Source organism: Salinarimonas sp., assembly GCF_040111675.1.
Classification (GTDB): domain Bacteria; phylum Pseudomonadota; class Alphaproteobacteria; order Rhizobiales; family Beijerinckiaceae; genus Salinarimonas.
This window is the reverse complement of the sequence record NZ_CP157794.1, coordinates 5,201,012-5,224,695: the sequence shown is the minus strand read 5'-3', so window position 1 is coordinate 5,224,695 and position 23,684 is coordinate 5,201,012. Positions and strand designations below refer to the sequence as shown.

22 protein-coding genes are annotated in these 23,684 nt (G+C 73.7%); 8 read left to right on the top strand and 14 right to left on the bottom strand.

What is annotated here, in order from left to right:
• Nucleotides 1–3 precede the first annotated feature (3 nt).
• Together lptE and leuS are read right to left on the bottom strand one after the other, a co-directional pair.
• Nucleotides 4–588 carry an LPS assembly lipoprotein LptE gene (gene lptE, locus ABL310_RS24305; RefSeq protein WP_349369566.1) on the bottom strand — a complete coding sequence of 195 codons (585 nt, stop codon included), beginning with the start codon at nt 586–588 and terminating at the stop codon, nt 4–6.
• The gene (leuS, locus tag ABL310_RS24300) at nt 575–3,220 is read right to left on the bottom strand and encodes a leucine--tRNA ligase (protein ID WP_349369565.1); all 2,646 of its coding nucleotides are present in this window, start codon (nt 3,218–3,220) and stop codon (nt 575–577) included. Before leuS ends, lptE begins: the two co-directional genes overlap by 14 nt.
• 162 nt (nt 3,221–3,382) lie before the next feature.
• On the opposite strand from leuS, the gene ABL310_RS24295 reads away from it, so the two are divergent.
• Nucleotides 3,383–4,099 carry a YggS family pyridoxal phosphate-dependent enzyme gene (locus ABL310_RS24295; protein ID WP_374730417.1) on the top strand — a complete coding sequence of 239 codons (717 nt, stop codon included), beginning with the start codon at nt 3,383–3,385 and terminating at the stop codon, nt 4,097–4,099.
• Nucleotides 4,100–4,109: 10 nt separating this feature from the next.
• Here ABL310_RS24295 and ABL310_RS24290 read toward each other — a convergent pair whose 3' ends face one another.
• On the bottom strand, nt 4,110–5,207 hold the full coding sequence (locus tag ABL310_RS24290) for a DUF2125 domain-containing protein (RefSeq protein WP_349369563.1): 1,098 nt from the start codon (nt 5,205–5,207) through the stop codon (nt 4,110–4,112).
• Between the two features lie 213 nt (nt 5,208–5,420).
• Here ABL310_RS24290 and ABL310_RS24285 point away from each other — a divergent pair, with 213 nt between their 5' ends.
• Nucleotides 5,421–6,008, top strand: a complete 588-nt coding sequence (locus ABL310_RS24285) for a gamma-glutamylcyclotransferase (RefSeq protein ID WP_349372120.1) — start codon at nt 5,421–5,423, stop codon at nt 6,006–6,008.
• Between the two features lie 6 nt (nt 6,009–6,014).
• On the opposite strand, the gene ABL310_RS24280 is transcribed toward ABL310_RS24285, so the two are convergent.
• Together ABL310_RS24280 and mnmE are read right to left on the bottom strand one after the other, a co-directional pair.
• Entirely contained in the window at nt 6,015–6,545 is a 531-nt protein-coding gene (locus tag ABL310_RS24280) for a hypothetical protein (protein ID WP_349369562.1), read from the bottom strand.
• Nucleotides 6,546–6,617: 72 nt separating this feature from the next.
• Nucleotides 6,618–7,946 (bottom strand): tRNA uridine-5-carboxymethylaminomethyl(34) synthesis GTPase MnmE, encoded by a 1,329-nt coding sequence (gene mnmE / locus ABL310_RS24275; RefSeq protein WP_349369561.1) that lies wholly within the window; start codon nt 7,944–7,946, stop codon nt 6,618–6,620.
• 199 nt (nt 7,947–8,145) lie between these two features.
• Between mnmE and sppA the strand changes: the two genes are divergently transcribed.
• The 4 genes from sppA (at nt 8,146) to ABL310_RS24255 (ending at nt 10,953) form a co-directional block, all read left to right on the top strand.
• Nucleotides 8,146–9,123, top strand: a complete 978-nt coding sequence (gene sppA / locus ABL310_RS24270; RefSeq protein WP_349369560.1) for a signal peptide peptidase SppA — start codon at nt 8,146–8,148, stop codon at nt 9,121–9,123.
• Nucleotides 9,124–9,149: 26 nt separating this feature from the next.
• Nucleotides 9,150–9,476: an integration host factor subunit beta gene (gene ihfB / locus ABL310_RS24265; RefSeq protein ID WP_349369559.1), complete on the top strand. Its 327-nt coding sequence runs from the start codon at nt 9,150–9,152 to the stop codon at nt 9,474–9,476.
• 167 nt (nt 9,477–9,643) lie between these two features.
• Nucleotides 9,644–9,982 (top strand): LapA family protein, encoded by a 339-nt coding sequence (locus ABL310_RS24260; RefSeq protein WP_349369558.1) that lies wholly within the window; start codon nt 9,644–9,646, stop codon nt 9,980–9,982.
• Nucleotides 9,979–10,953 (top strand): ornithine cyclodeaminase family protein, encoded by a 975-nt coding sequence (locus tag ABL310_RS24255; protein WP_349369557.1) that lies wholly within the window; start codon nt 9,979–9,981, stop codon nt 10,951–10,953. The genes ABL310_RS24260 and ABL310_RS24255 overlap by 4 nt, the downstream gene beginning before the upstream one ends.
• A gap of 86 nt (nt 10,954–11,039) precedes the next feature.
• Here ABL310_RS24255 and ABL310_RS24250 read toward each other — a convergent pair whose 3' ends face one another.
• The 8 genes from ABL310_RS24250 to ABL310_RS24215 all read right to left on the bottom strand — a co-directional run bounded on the left by ABL310_RS24250 (nt 11,040) and on the right by ABL310_RS24215 (nt 18,645).
• The gene (locus ABL310_RS24250) at nt 11,040–11,534 is read right to left on the bottom strand and encodes an ATP F0F1 synthase subunit B (RefSeq protein ID WP_349369556.1); all 495 of its coding nucleotides are present in this window, start codon (nt 11,532–11,534) and stop codon (nt 11,040–11,042) included.
• A 12-nt stretch (nt 11,535–11,546) separates the two neighbouring features.
• Nucleotides 11,547–12,101 carry a F0F1 ATP synthase subunit B' gene (locus ABL310_RS24245; RefSeq protein ID WP_349369555.1) on the bottom strand — a complete coding sequence of 185 codons (555 nt, stop codon included), beginning with the start codon at nt 12,099–12,101 and terminating at the stop codon, nt 11,547–11,549.
• A gap of 108 nt (nt 12,102–12,209) precedes the next feature.
• Entirely contained in the window at nt 12,210–12,458 is a 249-nt protein-coding gene (locus ABL310_RS24240) for a F0F1 ATP synthase subunit C (RefSeq protein ID WP_349369554.1), read from the bottom strand.
• A 65-nt stretch (nt 12,459–12,523) separates the two neighbouring features.
• Entirely contained in the window at nt 12,524–13,273 is a 750-nt protein-coding gene (locus ABL310_RS24235) for a F0F1 ATP synthase subunit A (protein ID WP_349369553.1), read from the bottom strand.
• 6 nt (nt 13,274–13,279) lie between these two features.
• Complete coding sequence (locus ABL310_RS24230) at nt 13,280–13,777, bottom strand: AtpZ/AtpI family protein (protein ID WP_349369552.1); 498 nt, start codon at nt 13,775–13,777, stop codon at nt 13,280–13,282.
• 130 nt (nt 13,778–13,907) lie between these two features.
• The gene (gene smc / locus ABL310_RS24225; RefSeq protein ID WP_349369551.1) at nt 13,908–17,357 is read right to left on the bottom strand and encodes a chromosome segregation protein SMC; all 3,450 of its coding nucleotides are present in this window, start codon (nt 17,355–17,357) and stop codon (nt 13,908–13,910) included.
• 42 nt (nt 17,358–17,399) lie between these two features.
• Nucleotides 17,400–18,029 (bottom strand): DsbA family protein, encoded by a 630-nt coding sequence (locus ABL310_RS24220; RefSeq protein WP_349369550.1) that lies wholly within the window; start codon nt 18,027–18,029, stop codon nt 17,400–17,402.
• A 115-nt stretch (nt 18,030–18,144) separates the two neighbouring features.
• Nucleotides 18,145–18,645: a DciA family protein gene (locus ABL310_RS24215; protein WP_349369549.1), complete on the bottom strand. Its 501-nt coding sequence runs from the start codon at nt 18,643–18,645 to the stop codon at nt 18,145–18,147.
• Nucleotides 18,646–18,767: 122 nt separating this feature from the next.
• Here ABL310_RS24215 and mutY point away from each other — a divergent pair, with 122 nt between their 5' ends.
• Nucleotides 18,768–19,883 (top strand): A/G-specific adenine glycosylase, encoded by a 1,116-nt coding sequence (mutY, locus tag ABL310_RS24210; protein ID WP_349369548.1) that lies wholly within the window; start codon nt 18,768–18,770, stop codon nt 19,881–19,883.
• An 11-nt stretch (nt 19,884–19,894) separates the two neighbouring features.
• Here the strand turns inward: mutY and ABL310_RS24205 are convergent, their stop codons facing one another.
• Nucleotides 19,895–20,299 (bottom strand): PRC-barrel domain-containing protein, encoded by a 405-nt coding sequence (locus tag ABL310_RS24205; RefSeq protein WP_349369547.1) that lies wholly within the window; start codon nt 20,297–20,299, stop codon nt 19,895–19,897.
• A 206-nt stretch (nt 20,300–20,505) separates the two neighbouring features.
• On the opposite strand from ABL310_RS24205, the gene addB reads away from it, so the two are divergent.
• Entirely contained in the window at nt 20,506–23,682 is a 3,177-nt protein-coding gene (gene addB, locus ABL310_RS24200) for a double-strand break repair protein AddB (RefSeq protein WP_349369546.1), read from the top strand.
• Nucleotides 23,683–23,684 lie beyond the last annotated feature (2 nt).

The window sequence follows — 23,684 nt, the reverse complement described above, 5'->3', positions numbered from 1 at the left end:
GGGTCAGGTCCCGGTGGCGAGGGTCGCCGTCGGCGGAGCGCTGCGCAGGGCGAGCGCGACCTGCGTCCGGATATCGTCGGCGAGCACCTTGGCGAGGCGGATCTGCGCGTCGCGCTCGGCGCGGACGGTGGCGAAGCGCTGGACCAGCCGTTCGTAGGTGACCGCGCCCTGGACCGAGCCGCGGTCGATCTCCGTGGCGCCGTCGAGCGTGGCGAGGCGATAGCGCGCCGTCCCGGTGAGCGTGGCGACGCTCGCGCGCAGCGTGGTGGCGTCGACGATCGGTGTCCGCGTGGAGACCACCACGTTCGTCTCGAGCCTGTAGGCTTTCGGCCCTTCCGTCGTGGCCCGGCCGGTCCCGTCGAGCGCGAAGACGAGCTCCTGGCGCAGATGATGCGACAGCACCTCCCCGGTCGGCGCGACCGTCACCGGCTCGACCTGGACGGCGCGCAGCGCGTCCTCGAGCCCGACGCCCGACGCGGTGGGCGCGTAGAGCGGCCTCAGGCAGCCGCCGAGCGGCAGCGCGGCGAGACCTGCGATGCCCGCGAGAACCAGGCGGCGGGTCGGGGCGCGATCATCAGGCGACGACATTGACGATCCTCTGCGGGACGACGATGACCTTGCGCACGGGGCGCCCCTCGATGGCGCGCTGCACGTTCTCGATCGCCAGCGCAGCCGCCTCGATGGCGGCGTTGTCGGCGTCGCGCGGGACGGTAACGTCGGCGCGCTTCTTTCCGTTGACCTGCACCGGCAGCACGATCGTGTCCTCGACGAGGAGATCGCGCTCCAGCGCCGGCCAGGGCGCCTCGGCGACGAGCCCCTCGCGACCGAGCGCGGACCAGCTTTCCTCGGCGAGGTGCGGCATCATCGGCGCGATCAGCTGGACGAGGACGCCGAGCGCCTCGCGCAGCGAAAAGCCGAGATCCGGCGCCGGCGTGTCGCCGCCCTTCGGCGCGGCCGCCGAGATCGCGTTGGCGAGCTCGTAGATCTTGGCCACGGCGACGTTGAAGCGCAGCGCCTCGACCGCCTCCTCCACCGCCGCGAGGGTGCGGTGCGTCGCCTTGCGCAGCGCGAGCGCGTCGTCGCCGAAATCCGCGGGACGCGGCGCGCCCGGCGAATCGAGCGGCGTCTCCTTCACGAGCCGCCAGACGCGCTGGACGAAGCGCGCGGCGCCCTGGACGCCCTCCTCCGTCCAGATCACGTCGCGCTCGGGCGGCGAGTCGGAGAGGACGAACCAGCGCGCGGCGTCGGCGCCGACGCTGTCGAGGATGTGCTCGGGGTCGACCACGTTCTTCTTCGACTTCGACATCTTCTCGATGGAGCCGATCGTGACCGGCTCGCCGGTCTTCACGTGGAACGCCCGGCGCTCGCCCTCGGCGGTCTCGAGGCGCACGTCGATGGGCAGAACCCACTTGCCCGCCTGGTCCTTGTAGGTCTCGTGCACCACCATGCCCTGGGTGAACAGGCCGCGGAAGGGCTCGTCCAGGTTCAGGTGACCCACCTTCCGCATGGCCCGCGTGAAGAAGCGCGAATAGAGCAGGTGCAGGATCGCGTGCTCGATGCCGCCGATATACTGGTCGACCGGGAGCCAGGAATCCGCCTGGGCCGGGTCGGTGGGGCGATCCGTCTCGTGCGGGGCCGTGAACCGGGCGAAGTACCAGGACGAATCGACGAACGTGTCCATCGTGTCCGTCTCGCGGCGGGCCGCAGCGCCGCATTTCGGGCAGGGCACGTCGCGCCAGGTGGGGTGCCGGTCGAGCGGGTTGCCCGGCTTGTCGAAGGCGATGTCCTCCGGCAGCTCGACGGGCAGGCTCTCGCGGGGCGCCGGCACCGTGCCGCAGCTCTCGCAGTGGATGATCGGGATCGGGCAGCCCCAATAGCGCTGGCGCGAGATGCCCCAGTCGCGCAGGCGGAAGTTCACCTTGCGCGTCGCCACCGGGCGTCCGTCGCGGGTCTCGCTCTCGAGCCGGCGCGCGACCTCCTCCTTCGCCTCCGGCACGGAGAGCCCGTCGAGGAAGCGCGAGTTGATCAGCCGGCCGTCGCCGACATAGGCCTCGTCCGCGATCGTGAAGGACGACGGCTCGACGTCGGGCGGGCAGACGACCGCGGTGGCGCCGAGCCCGTACTTGTTGGCGAAGTCGAGGTCGCGCTGGTCGTGGCCCGGGCAGCCGAAGATCGCGCCGGTGCCGTATTCCATCAGGATGAAGTTCGCCACGTAGACCGGAAGCGTCCAGGACGGGTCGAACGGATGCACCGCGCGGATGCCGGTGTCGTAGCCGATCTTCTCGGCCGTCTCGATCGCTTCCGCCGAGGTGCCGATGCGGCGGCATTCCTCGGCGAAGGCCGCGAGGCCGGGATCGCGCGCCGCCGCCGCCTTGGCCAGCGGATGGTCGGGGGCGAGCGCCATGAACTTCGCGCCGAACAGCGTGTCCGGGCGCGTGGTGAAGATCTCGAGCTCGGACGCGTGATCCAGGAGACCTTGGGGCGCCGTCGCCGTATCGAGCGGGAAGCGCACCATCAGGCCTTCCGAGCGGCCGATCCAGTTGCGCTGCATCAGGCGCACCTTCTCCGGCCAGCGGTCGAGCCCATCGATGGCCTGGAGCAGGTCCTCGGAATAGTCGGTGATCCGCAGGAACCACTGGGTGAGCTCGCGCTGCTCGACGAGCGCGCCGGAGCGCCAGCCGCGGCCGTCGATCACCTGCTCGTTGGCGAGCACGGTCTGGTCGACGGGGTCCCAGTTCACCTTCGCCGTCTTGCGGTCGACGAGGCCCGCCTCGAGAAAATCGAGGAACATGGCCTGCTGGTGCTTGTAGTAGGACGGGTCGCAGGTCGCGATCTCGCGCGACCAGTCGAGCGACAGGCCCATGGACTTGAGCTGGTCGCGCATGGTGGCGATGTTCTTGTAGGTCCACTCCTTCGGGTGGACCTTGTTCTCCATCGCCGCGTTCTCGGCCGGCATGCCGAAGGCGTCCCAGCCCATCGGGTGAAGCACGTTGAAGCCCCGCGCGCGCTTGTAGCGCGCCACCACGTCGCCCATGGCGTAGTTCCGCACATGGCCGATATGGATGCGCCCGGACGGGTAGGGAAACATCTCGAGCACGTAGTAGCGGGGGCGAGGTTCGGCTCCGGGATCGTCGTTGCGGGCGCGGAACACGTCGGCGCGCGACCATTCCGCCTGCCATTTCGGCTCGGATTCTTTCGGATTGTAACGCTCGGCCTTCATTGCGGGCTCGATCTGGCGACTCGTGTGGGAGATATGGCAGGATGGCGCGCGCCATCGCGACCGGCCGGGGATCCCCGGCGGCGCGCAGGCAATTGGGCATGAATGGGCCCGCCGGTCAACATCGCCGGGGGGCGCCGCAACGTTTCGAGAGGACGGATGACGATGGATGCGGCGGAGTTCGCGCAGGCGCAGGCGCGCGCCGGGGCCGAGACCGTGGCGCGGCTGCGCGCCGTGGAGGCCGGGATCGCCCGCGCCGCGCGGGATTCCGGGCGCGACCCGGCGACGGTGACGCTCGTCGCCGTCTCCAAGACCTACGGCGCCGACGCCATCCGCTCGGTGCTGGACGCCGGCCATCGCGTCTTCGGCGAGAACTACGTGCAGGAGACGAAGGGCAAGTGGCCCGCCTTGCGCGAGGCCCACCCGGACGTCGAGCTCCACCTCATCGGCCCCTTGCAGTCGAACAAGGCCCGCGAGGCGGTGGCGCTCTTCGACGTGATCGAGAGCCTCGACCGGGCCTCGCTCGCCAAGGCGCTGGCCAAGGAGATCGCGCGCGCCCGCGAGGCCGGGGAGCGGGTCCCACGCCTCTACGTGCAGGTGAATACCGGCGAGGAGCCGCAGAAGGGCGGGGTGATCCCCTCGGAGGTCGACGCCTTCCTCGCGGCCTGCCGCGACGAGCACGGGCTCGCCGTCGAGGGGCTGATGTGCATCCCGCCCGCGGACGAGCCGCCCTCGCCGCATTTCGCGCTGCTCGGCGAGATCGCCCGGCGCAACGGGATCTCCGTCCTGTCCATGGGCATGAGCGCCGATTACGAGGCCGCGGTGCAGCTCGGGGCGACGCATGTGCGGGTGGGGAGCGCCATCTTCGGGGCGCGGGGGTGATCCGCCCGTCTCAGATCACCGGCTCGAGCGTCACCTGCGGCACCGGGAACGGGCCGACATAGACGCGCCCGCCTTCGAGCCGCACCGGCGGGAGCGGGCGCAACGCGCCCGCGTCGTCGCCGCCCTGCGCCTGCGCGGGGCCGCCCAAGGCCGCGACGATGGCGTCGGCGACGAAGCCGCCTCGGCCGCCGAGAACCTCCTCGGCGATCGGCCCGAGACCGCGGCCGGAGGCGGCGATGCGGCCTTCGGGCCGGTAGAGGTCGTCGAGGCCGAGCTCGCCGGTGAGCTCGAGCGCGGCGTCGGCGGTCTCGACGGCGACGAGCTGGATGTCGAGCCGTCCGCCGGCCTCGCGCCAGGCGCGGGCCGCGCGCTCCGGATCGCCGCCGCGGCCGGCGGCGAGCGCGAGGAGGCCCGTGGCGCGCAGCTGCGCCTCGACGTCGGCCGGCGCGGCGCTCTCGACGGCCCGATCCAGAGCCGGGATCGTCACGGCGTCGGCGCGCACCACGAGGTCGAGCGCGCCGTCCCGGACGGTGGATCCGGGGCTCGGGCGGGCATAGAGCTCGACACGCTCGGCCTGCGCGTCGACCGTCGTCGGCAGCCCGGGGGCGTCGATCGTGGCCCGCGGCGCGTCCACGACGATCGCGAGCTGCTCGGTGCCGCGCCCGAGATTGCGAATCGACGCCTCCATCAGCGCCCAGTCTCCGCTCAGCGCGCCGTCGCGCGTCTCGACCAGGAAGGGACCGCCGGCGCTGACGATGACGTGACGCGGCTGGTAGACCTGCGCGACCGCCCGGGCCGGGCCGAGATCGAGCGCCAGGCCGTCCTCGGCGCGCAGCCGCAGGGCCGCGCAGGCAATCTCGATGCGGAAGGGGAAACCGGCGATGCTCCGATCCGCGCAGGTCCAGGTCCGTCCCAGCGCCGCCTGGGCGCCGAGCGCGTCGTCGAGCTCCTGGGCGACGCGGTCGCGGATCAGGAACCAGGCGGCGCTCCAGGCGACGACGACGAGGCCGACCAGCACGAAGGGCGCGAGCAGCCAGAACCGCGACGCCCGCCGGGCCGGCGTGGGTCTCGCGCTCTCGTGGTCGCTCGCCCGGTTGCCTGCGTCCATGCCGTGTCCTCCGTGCGCCCTGCCCGCGCCTCGCCCGCCCGCGCGCTCCGCGGCGGCTCTAGCCCGAAACACGCAGCCGGGCAAATGGCGCGCGGGGCGCGATCCGTAAAGGGCGCGGCCCGATGCGGCGTCGGGTTGCCAGAGGCGGGCGCGGCTCGTAAGCCTGCGAGCGTGGAGACGACGGACGCCAGGGAGCGGCGCGTGACGGACGGGATGGCGGCGGGGGCGATCGGCGGCGAGGGCGAGGACCTCTGGGTGTTCGGCTACGGCTCGCTGATGTGGCGGCCGGGCTTCCCGCATCGGGAGCGTCGTCTCGCGCGCATCGCGGGCTATCATCGATCCTTGTGCGTCTATTCGCACGTCCATCGCGGCACGCCGGAGCGACCGGGCCTCGTGCTCGGGCTCGACCGCGGCGGATCGTGCCGGGGCGTCGCGTTTCGCGTGGCGGCGCAGGACGCCGCGGAGACCATCGCCTATCTCCGCGCGCGCGAGCAGGTGACCGCGGTCTACCTGGAACGCCGGGTCGACGCCCGGCTCGCCGACGGCCGCGCCGTGCGGGCCGTGACCTACGTCGTCGATCGCGCCCATCTTCAATATGCCGGCCGGCTCGACGACGCCGAGACGCTGCGCATCGTCCTCCAGGGCGTCGGGCAATCGGGCCGCAACCCGGATTACGTCGTGTCGACCTATGCCCATCTCGTCGAGATCGGCGTCAGCGACCCGCATCTCGCGCGCCTCGCCGCAGCGCTCGCGCGCGGCGCCGACGCGAGCGCGGCCGACGCCGGTCGGCTGAGCGCCTGAGGCCCCTCAGCCGGAGCGCGAGGGCGCCCGCGCCGGCCGCGCCGCCCGCGGCGCCGGATCCGCCTCGCAGCCACCGCGCGGGCGCAGGCGCCGCGACCGGTCGGGCCGCGCCCGCTCGCCCGGCGTGGCGAGATCGGCCCGCGCCGCGAGACGCGCGGCCGGCGTCTCGGCCAGACGATGGACGTGGATCTCGCTCGCGCCGCGGCGCGCCGCGCCCGCGAGCCAGGCGCGACGGCGCGCCTCCGGCGCGTCCCCGCAGGCGGTGGCGACGAGCCGCGCCGCGCCGTCCGGCTCGCGCACGACGGCGAGGACGACGGCGCCGTCCCAGTCCGCCACCTCGGCCTCGGGCAGGGCCTGGACGGCCGCGACGTAGCGCCGACCCGAGCGCCCGCGCCAGGACGTGAGCGCGAGACCGGCCTCGACGCCCGCCGTCGCGCGCAGGCGCGCCTCCCGGACATCGCCCGCGGCCGGCTCGGGGCGGGGCCCGCGCAGGTCCCGAAGGGCGGTTCGCCAGAACAGGGTTCTCTTGTTCCTCATATGTTCCAACCTAGTTCCGCCGACGCGGTTGTCAAGCGCCGGCGCCCGGCCGGGCGCTCGCGCCGGCGCGCCTCACTTGCCGATGCAGAAGGCCCCGAACAGCGCGTCGAGCACGTCCTCGACGTCGACGCGCCCGGAAATCGACCCCACCGCCCGGGCGGCGAGCCGGGCGTCTTCCGCCGCGAGCTCCGTGTCGCCGGCCTCGAGCGCCGCGCGTCCCCGGCGGAGGGCGTCCCGCGCCCGCTCGAGCGCCAGCCGATGCCGTTCGCGGGTGACGACGGCGTCGCCGCCCTCCCCCATGGCGCCGCGCGCCCGCTCCTCGATCGCGGCGAGGAGCGCGTCGACGCCGGCGCCGGTCGCGGCGGAGAGCGCGAGCGCGCCCCTCGATGCGCCGCCGGCGAGATCGGCCTTCGTGCGCACGTGCAGCACCGGCGCCGTCGGGTCGGCCTGCGGCGCCGCCGGCGCGTCGGCCGGATCGAGCCAGACGACGAGGTCGGCGCCCGCGATCTTCGCCCGCGTGCGCGCGACGCCCTCGGCCTCGATCAGGTCCTCGGTCTCGCGCAGGCCGGCGGTGTCGATCAGCGTCACCGGAAGCCCGCCGAGGTCGCAGCGCACCTCGATGGCGTCGCGGGTCGTGCCCGGCACGGCCGAGACGATGGCGACGTCGCGGCGGGCGAGGGCGTTCATCAGGGTGGACTTGCCCGCGTTCGGAGGCCCGGCGAGGACGACGACGTAGCCCTCGCGCAGGCTCTCGCCGCGCCCGGCGCTCGCGAGCGCCGCGGCGATCTCGCCCTCGAGCCCGGCCATGCGCGCGGCCGCCTGCTCCTCGACCTGCGCGGCGACGTCGCCCTCGTCGGAGAAGTCGAGGGCGGCCTCGACGAGCGCCTGCGCCTCGATCAGGCGGCGGCGCCAATCCTCCGCGAGCCGGCCGAGCCCGCCCTCCAGCTGGCGCAGGGCCTGACGTCTCTGGGCCTGCGTCTCCGCCTCGATCAGGTCGGCGAGCCCCTCGACCGCATCGAGATCCATGCGGCCTTCGAGGAAGGCCCGCCGGGTGAACTCGCCGGGCTCGGCGGCGCGCAGGCCCTCGACCCGGCCGAGCGCCGCGAGCACGCCCGCGCGCGTCGCGAGGCCGCCATGGACGTGCAGCTCGGCCTGGTCCTCGCCGGTGAAGGAGTGCGGCGCGGGGAAGAAGGCGACGAGCGCCTGGTCGAGCGCCTCGCCGCGCGCCGGATCGCGCAGGGTGCGCAGGACGAGCCGCCGGGCCTCGGGAACGTCCCCCGCGAGCGCCGCGAGCGCGCGGCGCACGGCCGGGCCGCTGAGCCGGATCACGCAGATCGCGGCCCGGCCGAAGCCGGAGGCGGGCGCATAGATCGTGTCGGTCGGGGCCGAGGGGGGCGCCATGGCGGGTCTCCGAGCCGGCCTCTCCCGCGCGGGCGGCCGTTCCGCCTCGTGTAGCGGATTTCGACGCCCGTGACAGCGCCCCGGCGGTCCACGGCCCGCCGGCGAGGACCGCGGGACGGGGGCTCGCCCTTGCCGCCCGGCACGGCGCTCACTAGGTTGCCCGCAGCCCGAAGACGCGAGCGCGAGAGGCCGGACCACGATGCCGAGCGACGCCGAATACATCGCCGACCGACGCCGGCTGCGGCGCAAGCTGAGCTTCTGGCGTGTCGCCGGCGTGCTGCTCGCCATCGTGGCGGTCGTGGCCATCGGCTGGCGCGTGGCGGACCTCGATCCCTCGCGCCTCCCCGCCGGGCGCGACCATGTCGCGCGGGTGAGCGTCGGCGGGCTGATCACCACGGACCGCGAGGCCGCGGAGATGCTGCGCGAGCTCGCCGAGACCGACAGCGCCCGCGGCGTGATCGTCTCCATCGACAGTCCCGGCGGCACCACCACGGGCGCCGAGGAACTGTTCGCGGCCCTGCGCGATGTGGCGGAGGCGAAGCCGACGGTGGCCTTCATCGACGGCCTCGCCGCCTCGGGCGGCTACATCGCGGCGCTCGGCGCGGATCACATTGTCTCGCGCCAGACCGCGATCGTCGGCTCCATCGGCGTCTTGATCCAGGTGCCCAACGTGGCCGATCTGCTGGAGGAGCTCGGCATCGAGGTGGCGGAGATCAAGTCGACGCCGCTGAAGGCCGCGCCGTCCGCCGTCTCCCCCATCGATCCGGACGCGGTGGAGGCGATCCAGGTCGTGATCGACGACACCTATCGCTGGTTCGTCGATCTCGTCGGCGAGCGCCGGCCGCTCAGCGAGGTCCAGGTGGCGCGCGTCTCGGACGGGCGGGTCTACAACGGGCGTCAGGCGCTCTCGCTCGGTCTCGTCGACGCGCTCGGCGACGAGGAGACGGCGATCGCCTGGCTCGAGGCCGAGCGCGGCGTGCCCGTCGATCTGCCGATCCGCAATTGGGAGCCCGATCGCGACGACGGCGCCTTCGACGTCTTCACCGCCGGCGCCCTCGCCGCGCGCATCGTCGGATTCGACGACCTGGCTGCAACGCTCGCGCGCGCATCGTCCGCCAGGCGCGGTTTGCAGCTTGACGGCCTGCTCGCGCTCTGGCAGCCTCAAATCGAAAACTAAATGTTTTTCAAGCTGCTAGGCGGAAAATGATCAAGTCCGAGCTGGTCATGCGCATTGCGGAGCAGAATCCGCATCTCTATCAGCGCGACGTGGAGAACATCGTCAACGCGATCCTCGACACCATCGCCGATGCGCTCGCGCGCGGGGACCGGGTGGAGCTGCGCGGCTTCGGCGCCTTCTCCGTGAAGAAGCGCGACGCGCGCATCGGGCGCAACCCGCGCACCGGCGAGACCGTTGCCGTCGGCGAGAAGGCCGTGCCCGTGTTCAAGACGGGCAAGGAGATGCGGGTCCGGCTCAATCGCGACGGCGCGGAACCCGACGACGGCGTGGCGCCCATCGCCGCCGCGCGCTAGAGCGCTTCGCGACCTGACGCCGTCGGGTCTGGCGCTCCAGCTCCCTTGCTGAAGCATCATCTGGTTTGCCGACCGGATACCACTCGGCGGGATGATGCTTTAAGCTCGGCCGAACGACGCGCCGATCCTTCGCCGGCGCGCCCCGCTCACGTCCGGAGGTCTCGCCGATGCGGCGCATCATCACGCTCCTGATCCTGATCCCGATCGCGCTCTTCGTGGCGCTGATGGCGATGGCGAACCGCGCGCCGGTCCTGATCAGCTTCGACCCGTTCACCCCGGAAAACCCGGTCTGGTCCGTGTCCGGTCCTGTCTGGATCGTGCTCTTCGCCACGTTCGCGGCCGGCGTGATCGTCGGCGGCATCGCCGCCTGGCTGGTGCAGGGCAAGCACCGCAAGGCGGAGCGCAGCTACAAGCGCGAGGCGCGCGACCTGCGCCGCGAGGTCGATCGCGCCAAGGAGCGCGAGGCCGCGACCGGCCTGCCCGCGCTCGCCGGCCCGCGCTCGTGAGCGGCGAGACCGCTCTGCGTGTCGTCCCGGCCGCGGAGATCGACGGGGCGCTGACCTTTCCCGCCCTCGTCGATGCGCTCGAAGCCGGCTTCCGCGGCGCCATCGTCGCGCCGGTGCGCCACCACCACGAGATCGCGCGGGCCGACGGCGACGCCACGCTGCTGCTGATGCCGGCTTGGACCGGCCACGGGGAGGCGGCGGCCGTCGCCGACGGCTCGGCCGTCGGCGTCAAGATCGTCTCCGTCTTTCCCGGCAACGGCGCGAAGGGCCTTCCCGCGGTCCAGGGCGTCTACTACCTGGCCGACGGCGAGACGGGCGTTCCACGCGCGGTGCTCGACGGCGCGCGGCTCACCCTGTGGCGAACGGCCTGCGCCTCGGCGCTCGCCGCGCGCTATCTGGCGCGGGCCGATGCGACCGAGATGGTGATGGTGGGCGCCGGCGCGCTGGCGCCCTTCCTGATTCGCGCCCATATGAGCCAGCGCCCGATCGCGCGGGTGACGATCTGGAACCGCGATCCCGCCCGCGCTCGCGATCTCGCCGCCCGGCTCGCCGGGGAGGGCCTGCCGGTCGCCGCGAGCGAGGATCTCGAGGCCGCGGTGCGGCGGGCCGATCTGGTCTCCTGCGCGACCCTCTCCCGCGCGCCGCTCGTGCGCGGCGCCTGGCTGCGGGAGGGCGCTCATCTCGATCTCGTCGGCGCCTTCAATCTCGCCATGCGCGAGGCCGACGACGAGGCGCTGCGGCGCGCCGCGGTCTTCGTCGACACGCCGGCCGCGCTCGCGGAGGGCGGCGACGTCGCGGTCGCGATCCGGGACGGCGGGATCGCGCGCGAGCACGTGCGGGGCGACCTCTTCGGCCTGTGCCGCGGGGAGACGGCCGGGCGCGGCGGCGATGCGGAGATCACGCTGTTCAAGTCGGTCGGGGCCGCGCTGGAGGATCTCGCCGCCGCGATGGCGGTGATGCGCGGGCTCTGAAGCGCACCGCCGCGCCGCCATCCCGAAAGCGAAACGCCCGGCTCTCGCGAGCCGGGCGTTTTCACGTCTCGTGTCTGAGGCGACGCTCAGCTGGCGAGGCGGCCGCGGATCTGGGTGAGGCCGTCGCGCAGGAAGCGCTCGCCCTCGGGGCCGCTCGCCTGCTCGCGCAGCACCCGCTCGGAGGCGCCGACGGCGGAGGCGATCGCCGCGTCCCGGACCTCGATCATCGCCTGCTGCTCGGCGGCGGCGATCTTGTCCTCGGCGGCCTTGGTGCGGCGCGCCACGAAGGCGTTCAGCCGCTCCTCGGCCTCGCGGGTCATGCGCTCGGCCTCCTCGCGGGCGGCCGTGACGATCGCCTCGGCCTCCTTCTCCGCGTTGGCGCGCTTGACCTCGTACTCGCGCAGCAGAGCCTCGGCGTCGCCGCGCAGGCGCTTGGCCTCGTCGAGCTCCGCCGCGATGCGCTCGCCGCGCTTGTCGAGCGCCGCGCCCATGCGGTGGAAGACCTTGTAGTGCCAGAGCACCCAGATCAGCGCGATCGTGGAGAGCGCCTGCCAGAAGTAGGTGGAGCCGAGAAAGTCCATGGTCGTCCCTCCTCAGCTCGCCGCGCGGGCGGTGGGCGTCGCGCCGTCGAGCGCCTGGGCGACGCTGCCCGGCGCGGGCGCCGTGCCGGTCACGCGCTCGATGATGGCCGTGGCGGTCTCCTCCGCGATGCCGCGGACGTTGGACATGGCCTCCGCCTTGCGGCCGGCGATCTGCGCCTCGGCGGCGGCGAGCCGCTCGGCGAGATCGTCCTCGAGCGCCTTGCGCTTGGCGTCGGCCTCCGCCTGCATCGCGTCGCGGGTCTTGGCGGCGATCGCTTGCGCGTTCGCCTTGGCCTGGGCCAGCGCCTCGTCGTAGGCGGCGCCGGCCGCCTCCGCGTCGCGCTTGGCGGTGGCCGCCGCATCGAGATCGCGGGCCACCGTGACCTCGCGCGTCTCCACGATGCCGTGGAAGCGCGGCACGATCACGCGGTTCATCACGTAGTAGAGCAGGCCGAACGCGATCGCGAGCCACAGAAGCTGCGAGGGGAACGTGCTCGGCTCGAAGGGCGGGAACGCGCTGCCGCCGTTTGCGACGACCTCGCCCGCCTCTTGCGTCGGAGATGCCATGGCGTCAACGCCCTTTCAAAGCGCGAGCCGGGCGTGTGCGGCCCGGCGCGTCTCGTATGCCGTCGAGGCGGCCTCCCGCGGACGGGAGGCCCCGAACCACGCCCTTCGTCAGGAGACGAAGAGGAGGACCAGCGCGACGACGAGGCAGAAGATGCCCAGGCCTTCGGCGAGGGCCGCGCCGATGAACGCGCGGGCGAACTGGCCGTCGGAGGCCGACGGGTTGCGCAGGGCGCCGGAGAGGAAGTTGCCGAAGATGTTGCCCACGCCCATGGCGGCGAGGCCCATGCCGATGGCGGCGAGGCCGGCGCCCAGATACTTGTAGGCGTCGCCGGCGGCGGTGATGACTTCGGTCTCCATGACGTACTCCTTGAGGGGAAGGCGGAAGGTGGGAGGGGTTCGGACGAGTGCGCCGGCCGGGTCGATCAGTGCCCGGGATGCAGCGCGTCGTTCAGGTAGATGCAGGTGAGCACCGCGAAGACGTAGGCCTGCAGCGCGGCGACGAAGATCTCGAAGCCGACCATGGCGAACGTCATCAGCAGGGGCAGGGGCGACAGCACCGCGACCAGCCCGCCGGCGCCGAGCAGCGAGACGATGAAAGTCGCGAAGACCTTGAGCGCGATGTGGCCCGCCAGCATGTTGGCGAACAGGCGCAGGCTCAAGGAGATCGGGCGGGAGAGGAAGGAGATCACCTCGATCAGCGAGATGAAGGGCAGGAGCCAGGCGGGCACGCCCGACGGCACGAACAGCCCGAAGAAGTGCAGGCCGTGCTTGACGAGGCCGAAGATCACCACCGTGCCGATCACCAGCATCGCCAGGGCGAAGGTGACGATGATGTGGCTCGTGATGGTGAAGGCGCCCGGCACCATGCCGACGAGGTTGCCCACGAGGACGAAGAGGAACAGCGAGAACACGAGCGGGAAGAAGGTCATGCCCTCCTTGCCGGCGGCGTCCCGCAGCATGTTGGCGACGAACTCGTAGAGCGTCTCGCCGAAGCTCTGCCAGCGATTGGGGATCAGCGCGACGTTGCGGGTCGCCACGCTCATGACGCCGAGGATCACGCCGACGACGATCAGCATGTAGAGCCCGGAATTGGTCAGGGCCAGCGGCGCGTCGCCGATCGCCCCGAAGCTGACGATCTCCTTGATCTCGAACTGCTCGACCGGGCTCGCCATGTTCTCTCAGTCCTCGCTGCGCGCCGCGCGCTCGTCTCGGCCTTCGTCGGGCCCGCGATCGTCCGCGCCTTTTCGTTCGCCGTTGTCGCCCGGGGACCTACCCGAGCGCGGCTTGCGATTCAACTCCCCTGCGGCGCGCATGATGTTCAGCATGCCTGCGCCGAAGCCGAGCAGAAGACCGACGATCATCCCCCACGGCGACGTTCCGGCGACCTGGTCCAGCGCCCAGCCGACGCCGACGCCCGCGATCACGCCCGCGATGAACTCCGCGGAAAAGCGCAAAGCCTTTCCGAGGCCGGACATGTCGGACGCCGCACGGGAGCCGGCTCGGGTCTCGTGATCCCGCCGTGACGATGCCTCGCCCAGGCGCGATTCGAGACGTCGGAGCCTCGCGGACAGGTCGGCCTCGTCGCCGGAACCGGACCCCTCGCCGTTCTCGTCGTTCCGCCCCGTGGGATCGCCCATGATCGTGCCGATGCGGACCGAGAAAACGTGAAAAGCCAAGCCCCTGAAGCCGGGCGCACCATATGTGCGGGTCCCTCCCCTGTCAAGGACGCTCGCACTTGCGTTAAGTGTTTGAAATTCCGTAATATTCGCGCTTCGGCGACGATATTCTTACCCGCGTCCGCACGCCTCACGACGCTTCCGCGAGCCGCTCGGCGCGCTCCAGGTCGACCGAGACGAGCTGCGAGACCCCGCGCTCGGCCATGGTGACGCCGAACAGGCGGTCCATGCGCGCCATGGTGATAGGGTTGTGCGTAATGACGAGAAATCGCGTCTGAGTCGTAGCGCGCATCTCGTCCAGCAGGTCGCAATAGCGCTCGACGTTCGCGTCGTCGAGCGGGGCGTCGACCTCGTCGAGCACGCAGATCGGCGAGGGATTGGTGAGGAAGACCGCGAAGATCAGCGCGGTGGCGGTCAGCGCCTGCTCGCCGCCGGAGAGCAGCGTCATGGTCTGCGGCTTCTTGCCCGGGGGGCGCGCCAGGATCTCGAGGCCGGCCTCCAGCGGATCGTCCGAATCGACCAGCGTCAGCTGCGCCGTGCCGCCGCCGAACAAGGTGGTGAAGAGCTTCTCGAAGTGGCCGTTGACCACCGCGAAGGCGGCGAGCAGGCGCTCGCGGCCCTCCTTGTTGAGGCTCGCCACCGCCCCGCGCAGGCGGCGGATCGCCTCGACCAGGTCGTCGCGCTCGGCCGCGAGCGAACCCTTCTTGTCCTCCAGGTCGGCGAGCTCGTCCTCCGCGCGCAGGTTGACCGCGCCGAGCCGCTCGCGATCGCCCTTGAGCGAGAGCAGCTTCGCCTCCGTCCCGGTGGCGTCGGGCAGGGGATCGCCGGGCTCCAGGCCGGCGAGGGCGTGGAGACCCGCGACGTCGGTCTCGAAGCCGTCGCGGATCGCCTGCACGAAGGCGAGGAGGCGCGCCTCCAGCGCCTCGCGCCGGGCTTCCGAGCCGGCGGCGGCCTCGCGGGCCGCGGAAAGCGCGTCGAGCGCCGCGCGCGCGGCGCGGTCGGCGTCCCCCGCGAGCCGCTCGCCCTCGACGAGCCGGTCCGCCGCGGCGCGCCGGGCGGCCTCCGCCGTCTCGATCTCGGAGAGCAGACGGCGGCGGCGCAGCGCGAAGTCGTCGGGCGCCTCGCGCAGCGTCTCCAGCTCCTCGTGCGTCGCCTCGATGCGCTCGGCGATCTCCTCGACGCTCTCGCGGGCGCGGGCGTCGCGGTCGCGCCAGGAGGCGATCTCGCCCTCCAGCGCGCGGCGCCGCTGCCCGGCGAGATCCGCCTCGCGCACCAGGCTCTGCAGGGCCGAGCGCCGCTCCGCCGCCTCCGCCCGCGCCTCCGCGACCCGCGCGCGGGCCTCGGCGAGCTCCGCCTCGAGCTCCGGCGCGGGCGCGAGATCGTCCAGCGCCGCGCGCGCCTCCTCGGCGCGCTCGCGGGCCTCCTCCAGGCTCTCCGCGACCCGCGAGGCGGCGTCGGCGAGGCTCTCGCGCTTGGCCGCGAGATCGGCGGCGCGGCGTTCGGCCGCAGCGGCGCGATCGCGGGCCTCGTCGAGGGCCCGGCGGGCGGCGCGGGCCTCCTCCAGCGTGCGCGCCTCGAGGCCGGCGGCGTTCCGGGCCGCGGTCTGCACCCGGTCGAGATCGCGGCGCAGCTCGTCGGCGACGTCGTGCGCCCGGGCGGCTTCGGTCTCGAGATCGGCCAGACGATTGCGCTCGGCGAGACGCCGCGCCGCGGCGGAGGGCGCCTCGGCCAGCGCGCGATAACCGTCCCAGCGCCAGAGGTCGCCCTCGCGGCTCACCAGCCGCTGGCCCGGCGCGAGCGCCTCCGCGAGGCGCGCGCCGTCCGCGCGGGCGACCACCCCGATCTGCGCGAGACGCCGACCCAGCGCCGGCGGGGCCTCGACGACGGAGGCGAGCGGCGTCGCGCCGCCCGGCAGCGCCGGATCGCCCGCGCCGGCATCGGTCTCGACCCAGTGCGCCGGCGCCTGCGGGTCGCTCGAGGCGTCGAGGTCCTCGCCGAGCGCGGCCGCGAGCGCGGTCTCGTAGCCCTTCTCGACCCGCACCTGATCGAGCATCGCGCGAAAGCGCGCGTTGGCCGCGGGGGCGAACAGCTTGCGCAGGGTCGCCGCCTCGGTGTCGAGCTTCTGCGCCGTGCGCTCGGACTCGGCGAGCGGGCCGCGGGCGCGCGATTCCGCCTCGCGGGCGCGGGCGAGGAGGGCGCGCGCCTCGGCGGCGCGGGTCTCGGCCTCCTCCAGCGCCTCGGCGGCGGCGTCCCGGGCCTCCAGGACGATGTCGAGATCGGCCGGCGCGGCGGCCTCGAGCGCGGCGCGCTCGCGGGCGAGCCGCTCGGCCTCCCCGGCGAATCGGGCGACGCGCGCCTCCTCCTCGCGCGCCGTGCGCTCGAGGGCCGCGCGACGGGCGTTGAGGTCCGACACCCGGGCCTGCAGCTCCGCCATGGCGGCCTCGGCCGCGGCGAGCGCGCGTTCCGCCTCCGCCTGCGCCACGCGCGCGGCCTCCTGCTCGGCCTCGCTGCGGCCGGTATCGGCGAGGGCCGCGTGCTCGGCCTCGAGCCGCGCGATCGACTGCGCCGCGTCGGCCCGCACCGCCTCCTGCCGCGACCGGTCGCGGGCGAGCTCGCCCGCGCGGCGCTCGAGCGCGGCGAGCTTGTCCTTCGTGCGGGTCTCCTCGCCGTCGAGCTCGGCGCGGGCGAGGACGAGCCGCTGAAGCGCCGCCGCCGCCGCGGCCTCCGCCTCGCGCAGGCCGGGGAGCGCATGCGCGGCGATGGCCTGCTCGCGGGCGGTGCGGGCCTGCACCTCGGCCCGCTCCGCCACCTCGGACGCGCGGACCCGCGCCTCGGAGGCCGCCGCGGCCGCCTCGTCCCGCGCCGCCGCGTGGCCGATCAGCTGGATCAGGGCCTCCAGCCGGCGAATCTCCGCCGCGACCGCGCGATAGCGCGCCGCCTGCCGGCTCTGCCGGCGCAGGCCCTCGATCTGCCCGTCGAGCCCGGAGAGCACGTCCTCGACGCGCACGAGATTGTCCTCCGCGGCCTTCAGCCGCAGCTCGGCCTCGTGCCGGCGCGCATGGAGCCCGGCGACGCCGGCCGCGTCCTCCAGGATGCGCCGGCGCGCCTGGGGCTTGGCCGCGATGATCTCGGAGATCTGCCCCTGGCGCACCAGAGCCGCCGAGCGCGCGCCCGTCGCGGCGTCGGCGAAGAGCAGCTGCACGTCGCGCGCGCGCACCTCGCGCCCGTTGATGCGGTAGGTCGAGCCCGCCTCGCGGGCGATCTTGCGGGAGATCTCGAGCAGGTCCGAATCGTTGAACGCGGCCGGCGCGGTGCGGCCGGAATTGTCGACGCTGACCGTGACCTCGGCGGCGTTGCGGGCCGGGCGCCCGCCCGAGCCCGCGAAGATCACGTCGTCCATGCCGGACGCGCGCATCGCCTTGTAGGAATTCTCGCCCATGACCCAGCGCAGGGCCTCGACGAGGTTGGACTTGCCGCATCCGTTGGGCCCGATGACGCCCGTGAGGCCGGGCTCGATCACCACCTCGGTGGGCTCGACGAAGGTCTTGAAGCCCACGATGCGAAGCCGCGTCAGCTGCATGCGGCGCGGCTTTCATGCCCGGGCAACAGAGCGCGGCCCGGCTCAGCCTTCCAGCATCGGGTCGACGATGTCGGCGAACTCGTCAATGGTGAGCGCTCCGCTGCGCATCTCGTCGTTGAAGAAGAAGGTCGGCGTCGCGCGCACGCCGAGCTCCTCCCCGCGGGTCTTCACGTCCTGGATTGCATCGAAGAGCGCCTGGTCGCGCAAGCAGGTCTCGAACTTTTCCTGTGAGAAACCGGCCTGGCGCATCAGCTGGGCCAGCGTGTCGACCGGGCGGTCGGAGAAGGCCCATTGCCGCTGCAGCTCGAACAGCATGTCGACGATCGGCCAGTACATCTCCGGCTCGCAGCGCGCCAGCATGAAGCCCGCGGTCGCCAACGGATCGAGCGGGAACTCGCGCAGGACGAAGCGCACCTTGCCGGTCTCGATGTACTGCTCCTTCACCGCGGGCCAGGTCTGATTGTGGAACGTGGCGCAGTGGCTGCAGGTCAGCGAGGCGTATTCGTAGACCGTCACCGGGGCGTTCTCGTCGCCGAGCGCCATCTCGCCGAGCGGGCCGGACGTCGCGAGGAGCTCGGGATCCGCGGTCTGCGCGAGCGCCGGGCGGCCGACGAGCACGGGCGCCGCGCCGGCGGCGGCGAGGAGGGCGAGGGTCTGGCGGCGCGTGAACATTCTCGTTGTCTCCGTCGGTCGAGGAGCGGCCTTGGACGGCGCGTTTCACGCCAGAACTAGGCCGAGAGTGAGGCGGCGGGCAAGCGCGCGCCGCGCGCGGAGGCTCACGGGCGGCTCAAACTTTCGTGTTCGGCCGGGTCTCGCGCGCCGTGATCTCCCGCCCGAGCCGCGCCAGCGCGGCGCGCAAGGCCTCGTCGGAGACGTCCGAGACCGCGCCCGCGATGACCGCCTCCTCCTGCGGCGCGAGGGGCCGCGCCGGCGGGCGCTTCGGCGGCGGGCGCCGCACCGGTCCCTGCTTGAGCACGATCCGGCCGACGCAGGCCCAGCCGTAGAGCGCGTTGATGCGCTCGATCAGGAGCGGCGCGAGGTGCTGGGCCTCGAGCGCGAAGGCGCTCTCCACGCGCACCACCAGCGTCGCGGGGGGCGGCGGCGCGTCCGGCTCCGGCCGCGCGCGTTTGGGCCATTCCATCTTCACCGGCTGCGAATAGGAGGCGAGCGGCTCGCCGGCGATGTCCGGCCACGCGGCGATCACGTCGGCGGAGGCGAAGCCCTGGCGGGCCAGCGCCTCGCTCATGCAGCTCTCGACCAGCTCGGCGAGAGGGGTCAGGCGCGCCATTTCGACTCGTGTCCCGCGTTTGGCAGCCGACCGCGCGATCGGCTATGTCTCGATGCGCCATCGTAGCCCCGCCGCCCACCGGCCGTCATCTCGATTCGCGTCGATCCCTCGAAGAGTCGCGCATGCCAGAACCCCGCGCCGACGACCTCCTCGCCTGGTACGATCGCCACCGCCGCGCCCTGCCCTGGCGCGCGAGGCCCGGCGAGCGGCCGGACCCCTACCGGGTGTGGCTCTCGGAGGTCATGCTGCAGCAGACCACCGTGATGGCGGTGAAGCCCTATTTCGAGCGCTTCCTCGCCCGCTTCCCCGATGTCGAGGCGCTCGCCGGCGCGCCCTCGGAGGAGGTGATGAGCGCCTGGGCCGGGCTCGGCTACTATTCCCGCGCCCGCAACCTGCACGCCTGCGCCAAGGCCGTCGTCGCCGACCACGGCGGGCGCTTCCCGGACACCGAGGACGGCCTGCGGACGCTCCCCGGCATCGGCGCCTACACCGCCGGCGCCATCGCCGCGATCGCCTTCGACCGGGTCGCGGCGGCGGTGGACGGCAACGTCGAGCGGGTGATGACGCGGCTCTTCGCGATTCGAGAGCCCATGCCCAAGGCCAAGGCCGCCGTGCGCGAGGCGACGCTCGCCCTCGTGCCGCAGGACCGGCCCGGCGATTTCGCGCAAGGACTGATGGATCTCGGCGCGACGATCTGCACGCCCAGGCGTCCCGCCTGCGCGCTCTGCCCCTGGATGGCGCCCTGCGCCGCCCGCCGCGCCGGCGAGGCCGCGCTCTATCCGGTGAAGGCCCCGAAGAAGACCCGCGAGACCCGCCGCGGCGCCGCCTTCGTGGTCGAGCGCGCCGACGGCGCGATCCTGCTGCGCACCCGCCCGCCGGAGGGGCTTCTCGGCGGCATGGCGGAGCCGCCGGGCAGCGCCTGGGAGGTCGGCTACGACCCGAAGCACGCGATCCTGGACGCCCCGCTCGACGCCCGCTGGAAGCGTCTCGACGGCGTGGTGCGCCACGTCTTCACCCATTTCGCGCTGGAAGTCACGGTGCTGGCGGCCCGCGTCGCCCCGGGGACGATCGCGCCGGAAGGCATGCGCTTTTCGCCGCGCGAGACGCTCGCCGACGAGCCGCTGCCGAGCGTGATGAAGAAGATCCTGGCTCACGCGCTCGGGCCTGCGCTCGCGCCCGCCGCCGCGACGCAGGCGGCCGAGGCGAAGCCGAAGCCGAGACGCGGGCGCGCGGCGTGAGCCGGACCGGCTCAGCGGCCCGTCGACATCGGGTCGGACTGCCCCCAATAGGGCGTCGCGTTGTAGTAGCGGTGGACGTGCTCCTCCCACTCGCGGGAGAAGGACGCATCGTGATGCTCCGCCGTCTCGCGCGGGGCCTCGCGGATCTGGTCGTCGGTGAGGTTGAGCTCGTAGCCGCCGAGCTCGGTGTTGTAGTGGAGCACGCCCCAGGGCATCGTGAACTGATGCTGGTTGAGCCCGAACAGGCCGCCGCCGACGCTCATCACGGCATAGGCGACCTTGCCCGAGACCTTGTCGATCATCACGCGCTCGATATGCCCGATCTCGTCGCCGTTGGAGCGCTTCACCGGCGTGCCCTCGACGCGGTCGCTGGCGATGAGATGGTGGTCGGGACGATGTGCGGCGCCGCTGGCCATGCTGGTCTCCTCGGATCGGCGCGGGCGCCGCGTCGCGGCGGCGTTCTCGCGCTGGAAGGTCATGGGCCGTCAACGCGGGGCGCGGCGCGGCCGTTCCGACGGGGCGCCCGACGCCGGGGGATCGGGGCGCCCACGCGCGCGGCAATCTTGACGGGCGGGGTTGTTCCTGTTACGTTCGCATGTGATCGGGGCCGGGGAGGGGCGAGGTGACACGGGTCTTCAGCATTCCCCAGAGCGCGCCGTTTCTCGAGACGCTGGCGCAGGCGCTGGTCGACGGGCGGCTCGCCCCGGAATTTCTCGGGGAGGACGCGCCGACCGCGCTCGCCGCGGCGACGATCTTCCTGCCGACCCGCCGCGCCGCCCGGGCGCTCGGCGCCGAGATCGCGGAGCGGGCCGGAGCCCGCTTCGGCCGCGAGGCGCTGCTCCTGCCGCGCATCGTGCCGCTGGGCGAGGCGGACGACGCCGAGCTCGCGCTGGCCGCCGGCGCGCTCGAGACCGGCGAGGCGGCGCAGGCGCTGGCGCCGCCCATCGCGCCGCTGGAGCGCCGGCTCCTGATCGCGCGGCTGATCCAGCGCTGGTCGCGCGCGCTCGATCCGCGCACGGCGCGGCTCGAGGCGGACACGCCCTTTCTCGTCCCCGCCTCGCCGGCCGACGCCGTGGCGCTCGCCGGCGAGCTCGAGGCCCTGATGGACGACATCGGCTACGAGGGGATCGACTGGCGCGCCATCCCCGCCGCGGTGGACGGAGACTTCTCCCGCTATTTCGAAATCACCCTCGATTTCGTGCGCATCGCCTTCGAGGCCTGGCCGGCGATCCTGGCCGAGCGCGGCGCGAGCGACCCCGCCCGCCGGCTCTCCGCCCTGATCGACGCGGAAGCCGCGCGTCTCGCTGCCGCGCCCCCGCGCGGGCCGGTGATCGCGGCGGGCTCCACGGGCTCGATCCCCGCGACCGCGCGGCTTCTGGCGGCGATCGCGAAGCTGCCCAACGGCGCCGTGGTGCTGCCGGGCCTCGACCGGGATGGCGACGCGGAGGCCTGGCGCGCCGTCTGCGGCGACCGGGAGACGGGCCTCGCCCCGGCCCACGGCCATCCCCAGGCGGTGATGGCGCGGCTCTTGTCGGAGTCGCTGCGCATCGCGCGCGAGGACGTCGCCGTGCTCGGCGAGGCCGACCCTGCCGGCCGGGCCCGCGAGGCGATGCTGTCCGAAGCCATGCGCCCGGCCGAGACCACCGAGGCCTGGGCGGCCCTCGACCCCGCATTCCGCGCGCGGCTCGCCGAGGACGGCTGCGCCGGCCTCGCGCTGGTCGAGGCCGCGGACGAGCGCGAGGAGGCGCTCGCCATCGCGGTGGCGCTTCGCGAGACGCTGGAGACGCCCGGCCGCACCGCCGCCCTCGTCACGCCGGACCGCGGGCTGGCGCAGCGCGTCTGCGCCGAGCTCGCCCGCTGGGGCGTCGCGGTGGACGATTCGGCGGGGACCAGCCTCGCGGAGGCCGAGGCCGGCAAGCTCGCCCGCCTCGCGGCGGAGGCCGCGGCCGAGCGCTTCGCGCCGCTCGCCACGCTCTCGCTCCTGCACCATCCGGCGGTGCGGCTGGGGCTCTGCGCGGAGGATCTCGCCCGCGGGCGCGCGGCGCTGGAGATCGGCGTCCTGCGCGGGCCGGAGCCGCGGCCCGGGCTCGACGGGCTGTCCGCCGCGCTCGCCCTGCGCCGGGTCGAGACGGCGCGCGATCACCGCGCCCCCCGCCCGCGCAAGCGCCTCACGCGTGAGGACTGGGACCTCGCGCAGGCGGTGCTGGACGCCCTCGGCGAGGCCTTCGCCGGCTTCGAGCCGGACATGGCGCGGGGCGTCCGTTCGCTTCCTGCCCTGGCCGCGGCGCATCGCGCAGCGGTGGAAGCGCTGGCGACGCCGGCCCCGGGCGCGGAGCTCGACACCGACCTCTTCGCCGACGGCTCGGACGAGGCGCTCGCCGCCCTGTTCGACGACCTCGCCCTGGTCGACGCCGACGCGGCGCTGGAGGGCGTCTTCCTCGACTATCCCGGCTTCTTCGCCACCCTCGCCCGCCAGCGCCGTGCCCCCGGCCGCGCGGAGGCCACGCATCCCCGGCTGAAGATCCTGGGCCTCCTCGAGGCGCGCCTGATTCGCGCCGACCGGGTCGTGCTCGGCGGGCTCGACGAGGGCGTCTGGCCGCCGCGGGCGAAGACGGACGCCTTCCTCAACCGGCCTTTGCGCGAGGAGATCGGCCTGCCGCCGCCCGAGCGCCGGCTCGGCCAGACGGCGCACGATTTCGTCCAGGCGCTCGGCGCCCACGACGTGGTGATGACCCGCGCGGCGAAGCGCGACGGCGCGCCGACCGTGCCCTCGCGCTTCCTGCAGCGGCTCGAGGCCTTCGCCGGCGCCGAGCGCCACGCCGCCATGGCGGCGCGCGGCGAGCGGCTCCTCGCGTTCGCGGCCCGGCTCGACGCGGCGCCGCCCGCTCCGCCCCTGCCGCAGCCGGCGCCGAAGCCCGACCCCGCGCTCTTCCCCCGCCGCCTTTCGGTGACCGAAATCGAGACGCTCCTGCGCGATCCCTATTCCATCTTCGCCCGGCACGTGCTCGGCCTCGATCCGCTGGAGGAGATCGCCGTCGCGCCGGGCGCAGCCGAGCGCGGCACGCTCATCCACGACACCTTCGCCCAATTCGTCGAGGCCTACCCGTCGGCGCTCCCCGCCCCCGAGATCGCGGCGGCGAAGCTGCGCCAGATCGGCCTCGACCTGTTCGCGCCGCTGGAGGAGGCCTATCCCGAGGTGCGCGCCGAATGGTGGCCGCGCTTCGAGCGCGTGATCGACGGCTACCTCGCCTGGGAATACGCCCGCCGCCCGGCTCTCGCGGCGATCGCGGTGGAGCGCCCGGGCAAGCTTTCGATCCCGATCGGGGCGGAGACCTTCACGCTCTCCGTGCGCGCGGACCGGATCGAGACCGGGCGGGACGGATCGGCCACGATCGTCGACTACAAGACCGGGACGCCGCCCACCTCGAAGATGGTCTTCGCCGGCTTCTCGCCGCAGCTGACGCTCGAGGCGGCGATGCTGGCGCGTCGCGCCTTTGAGGGCGTGGCGCAGCCCGAGGAGCCGCCGGAGCTGCTCTACGTCCACGCGTCCGGCGGCAAGGACCCGTTCAAGCCCTGCCCGATCGCCCCGCCCAAGGACGAGGAGCGCGACGTGGCCGATCTCGTCGAGGAGCATTTCGAGCGGCTCGCGGGCCTCGTCGCCCGCTTCCTTTCCGGCGATTACGGCTACGTCTCGCGGCCCTATCCGCAATACGCGCTGCGCTATTCGAGCTACGACCACCTCGCGCGGGTGAAGGAATGGTCGGCCGCCGGGGCCGAGAGCGGGGAGGGCGAAGCGTGAGC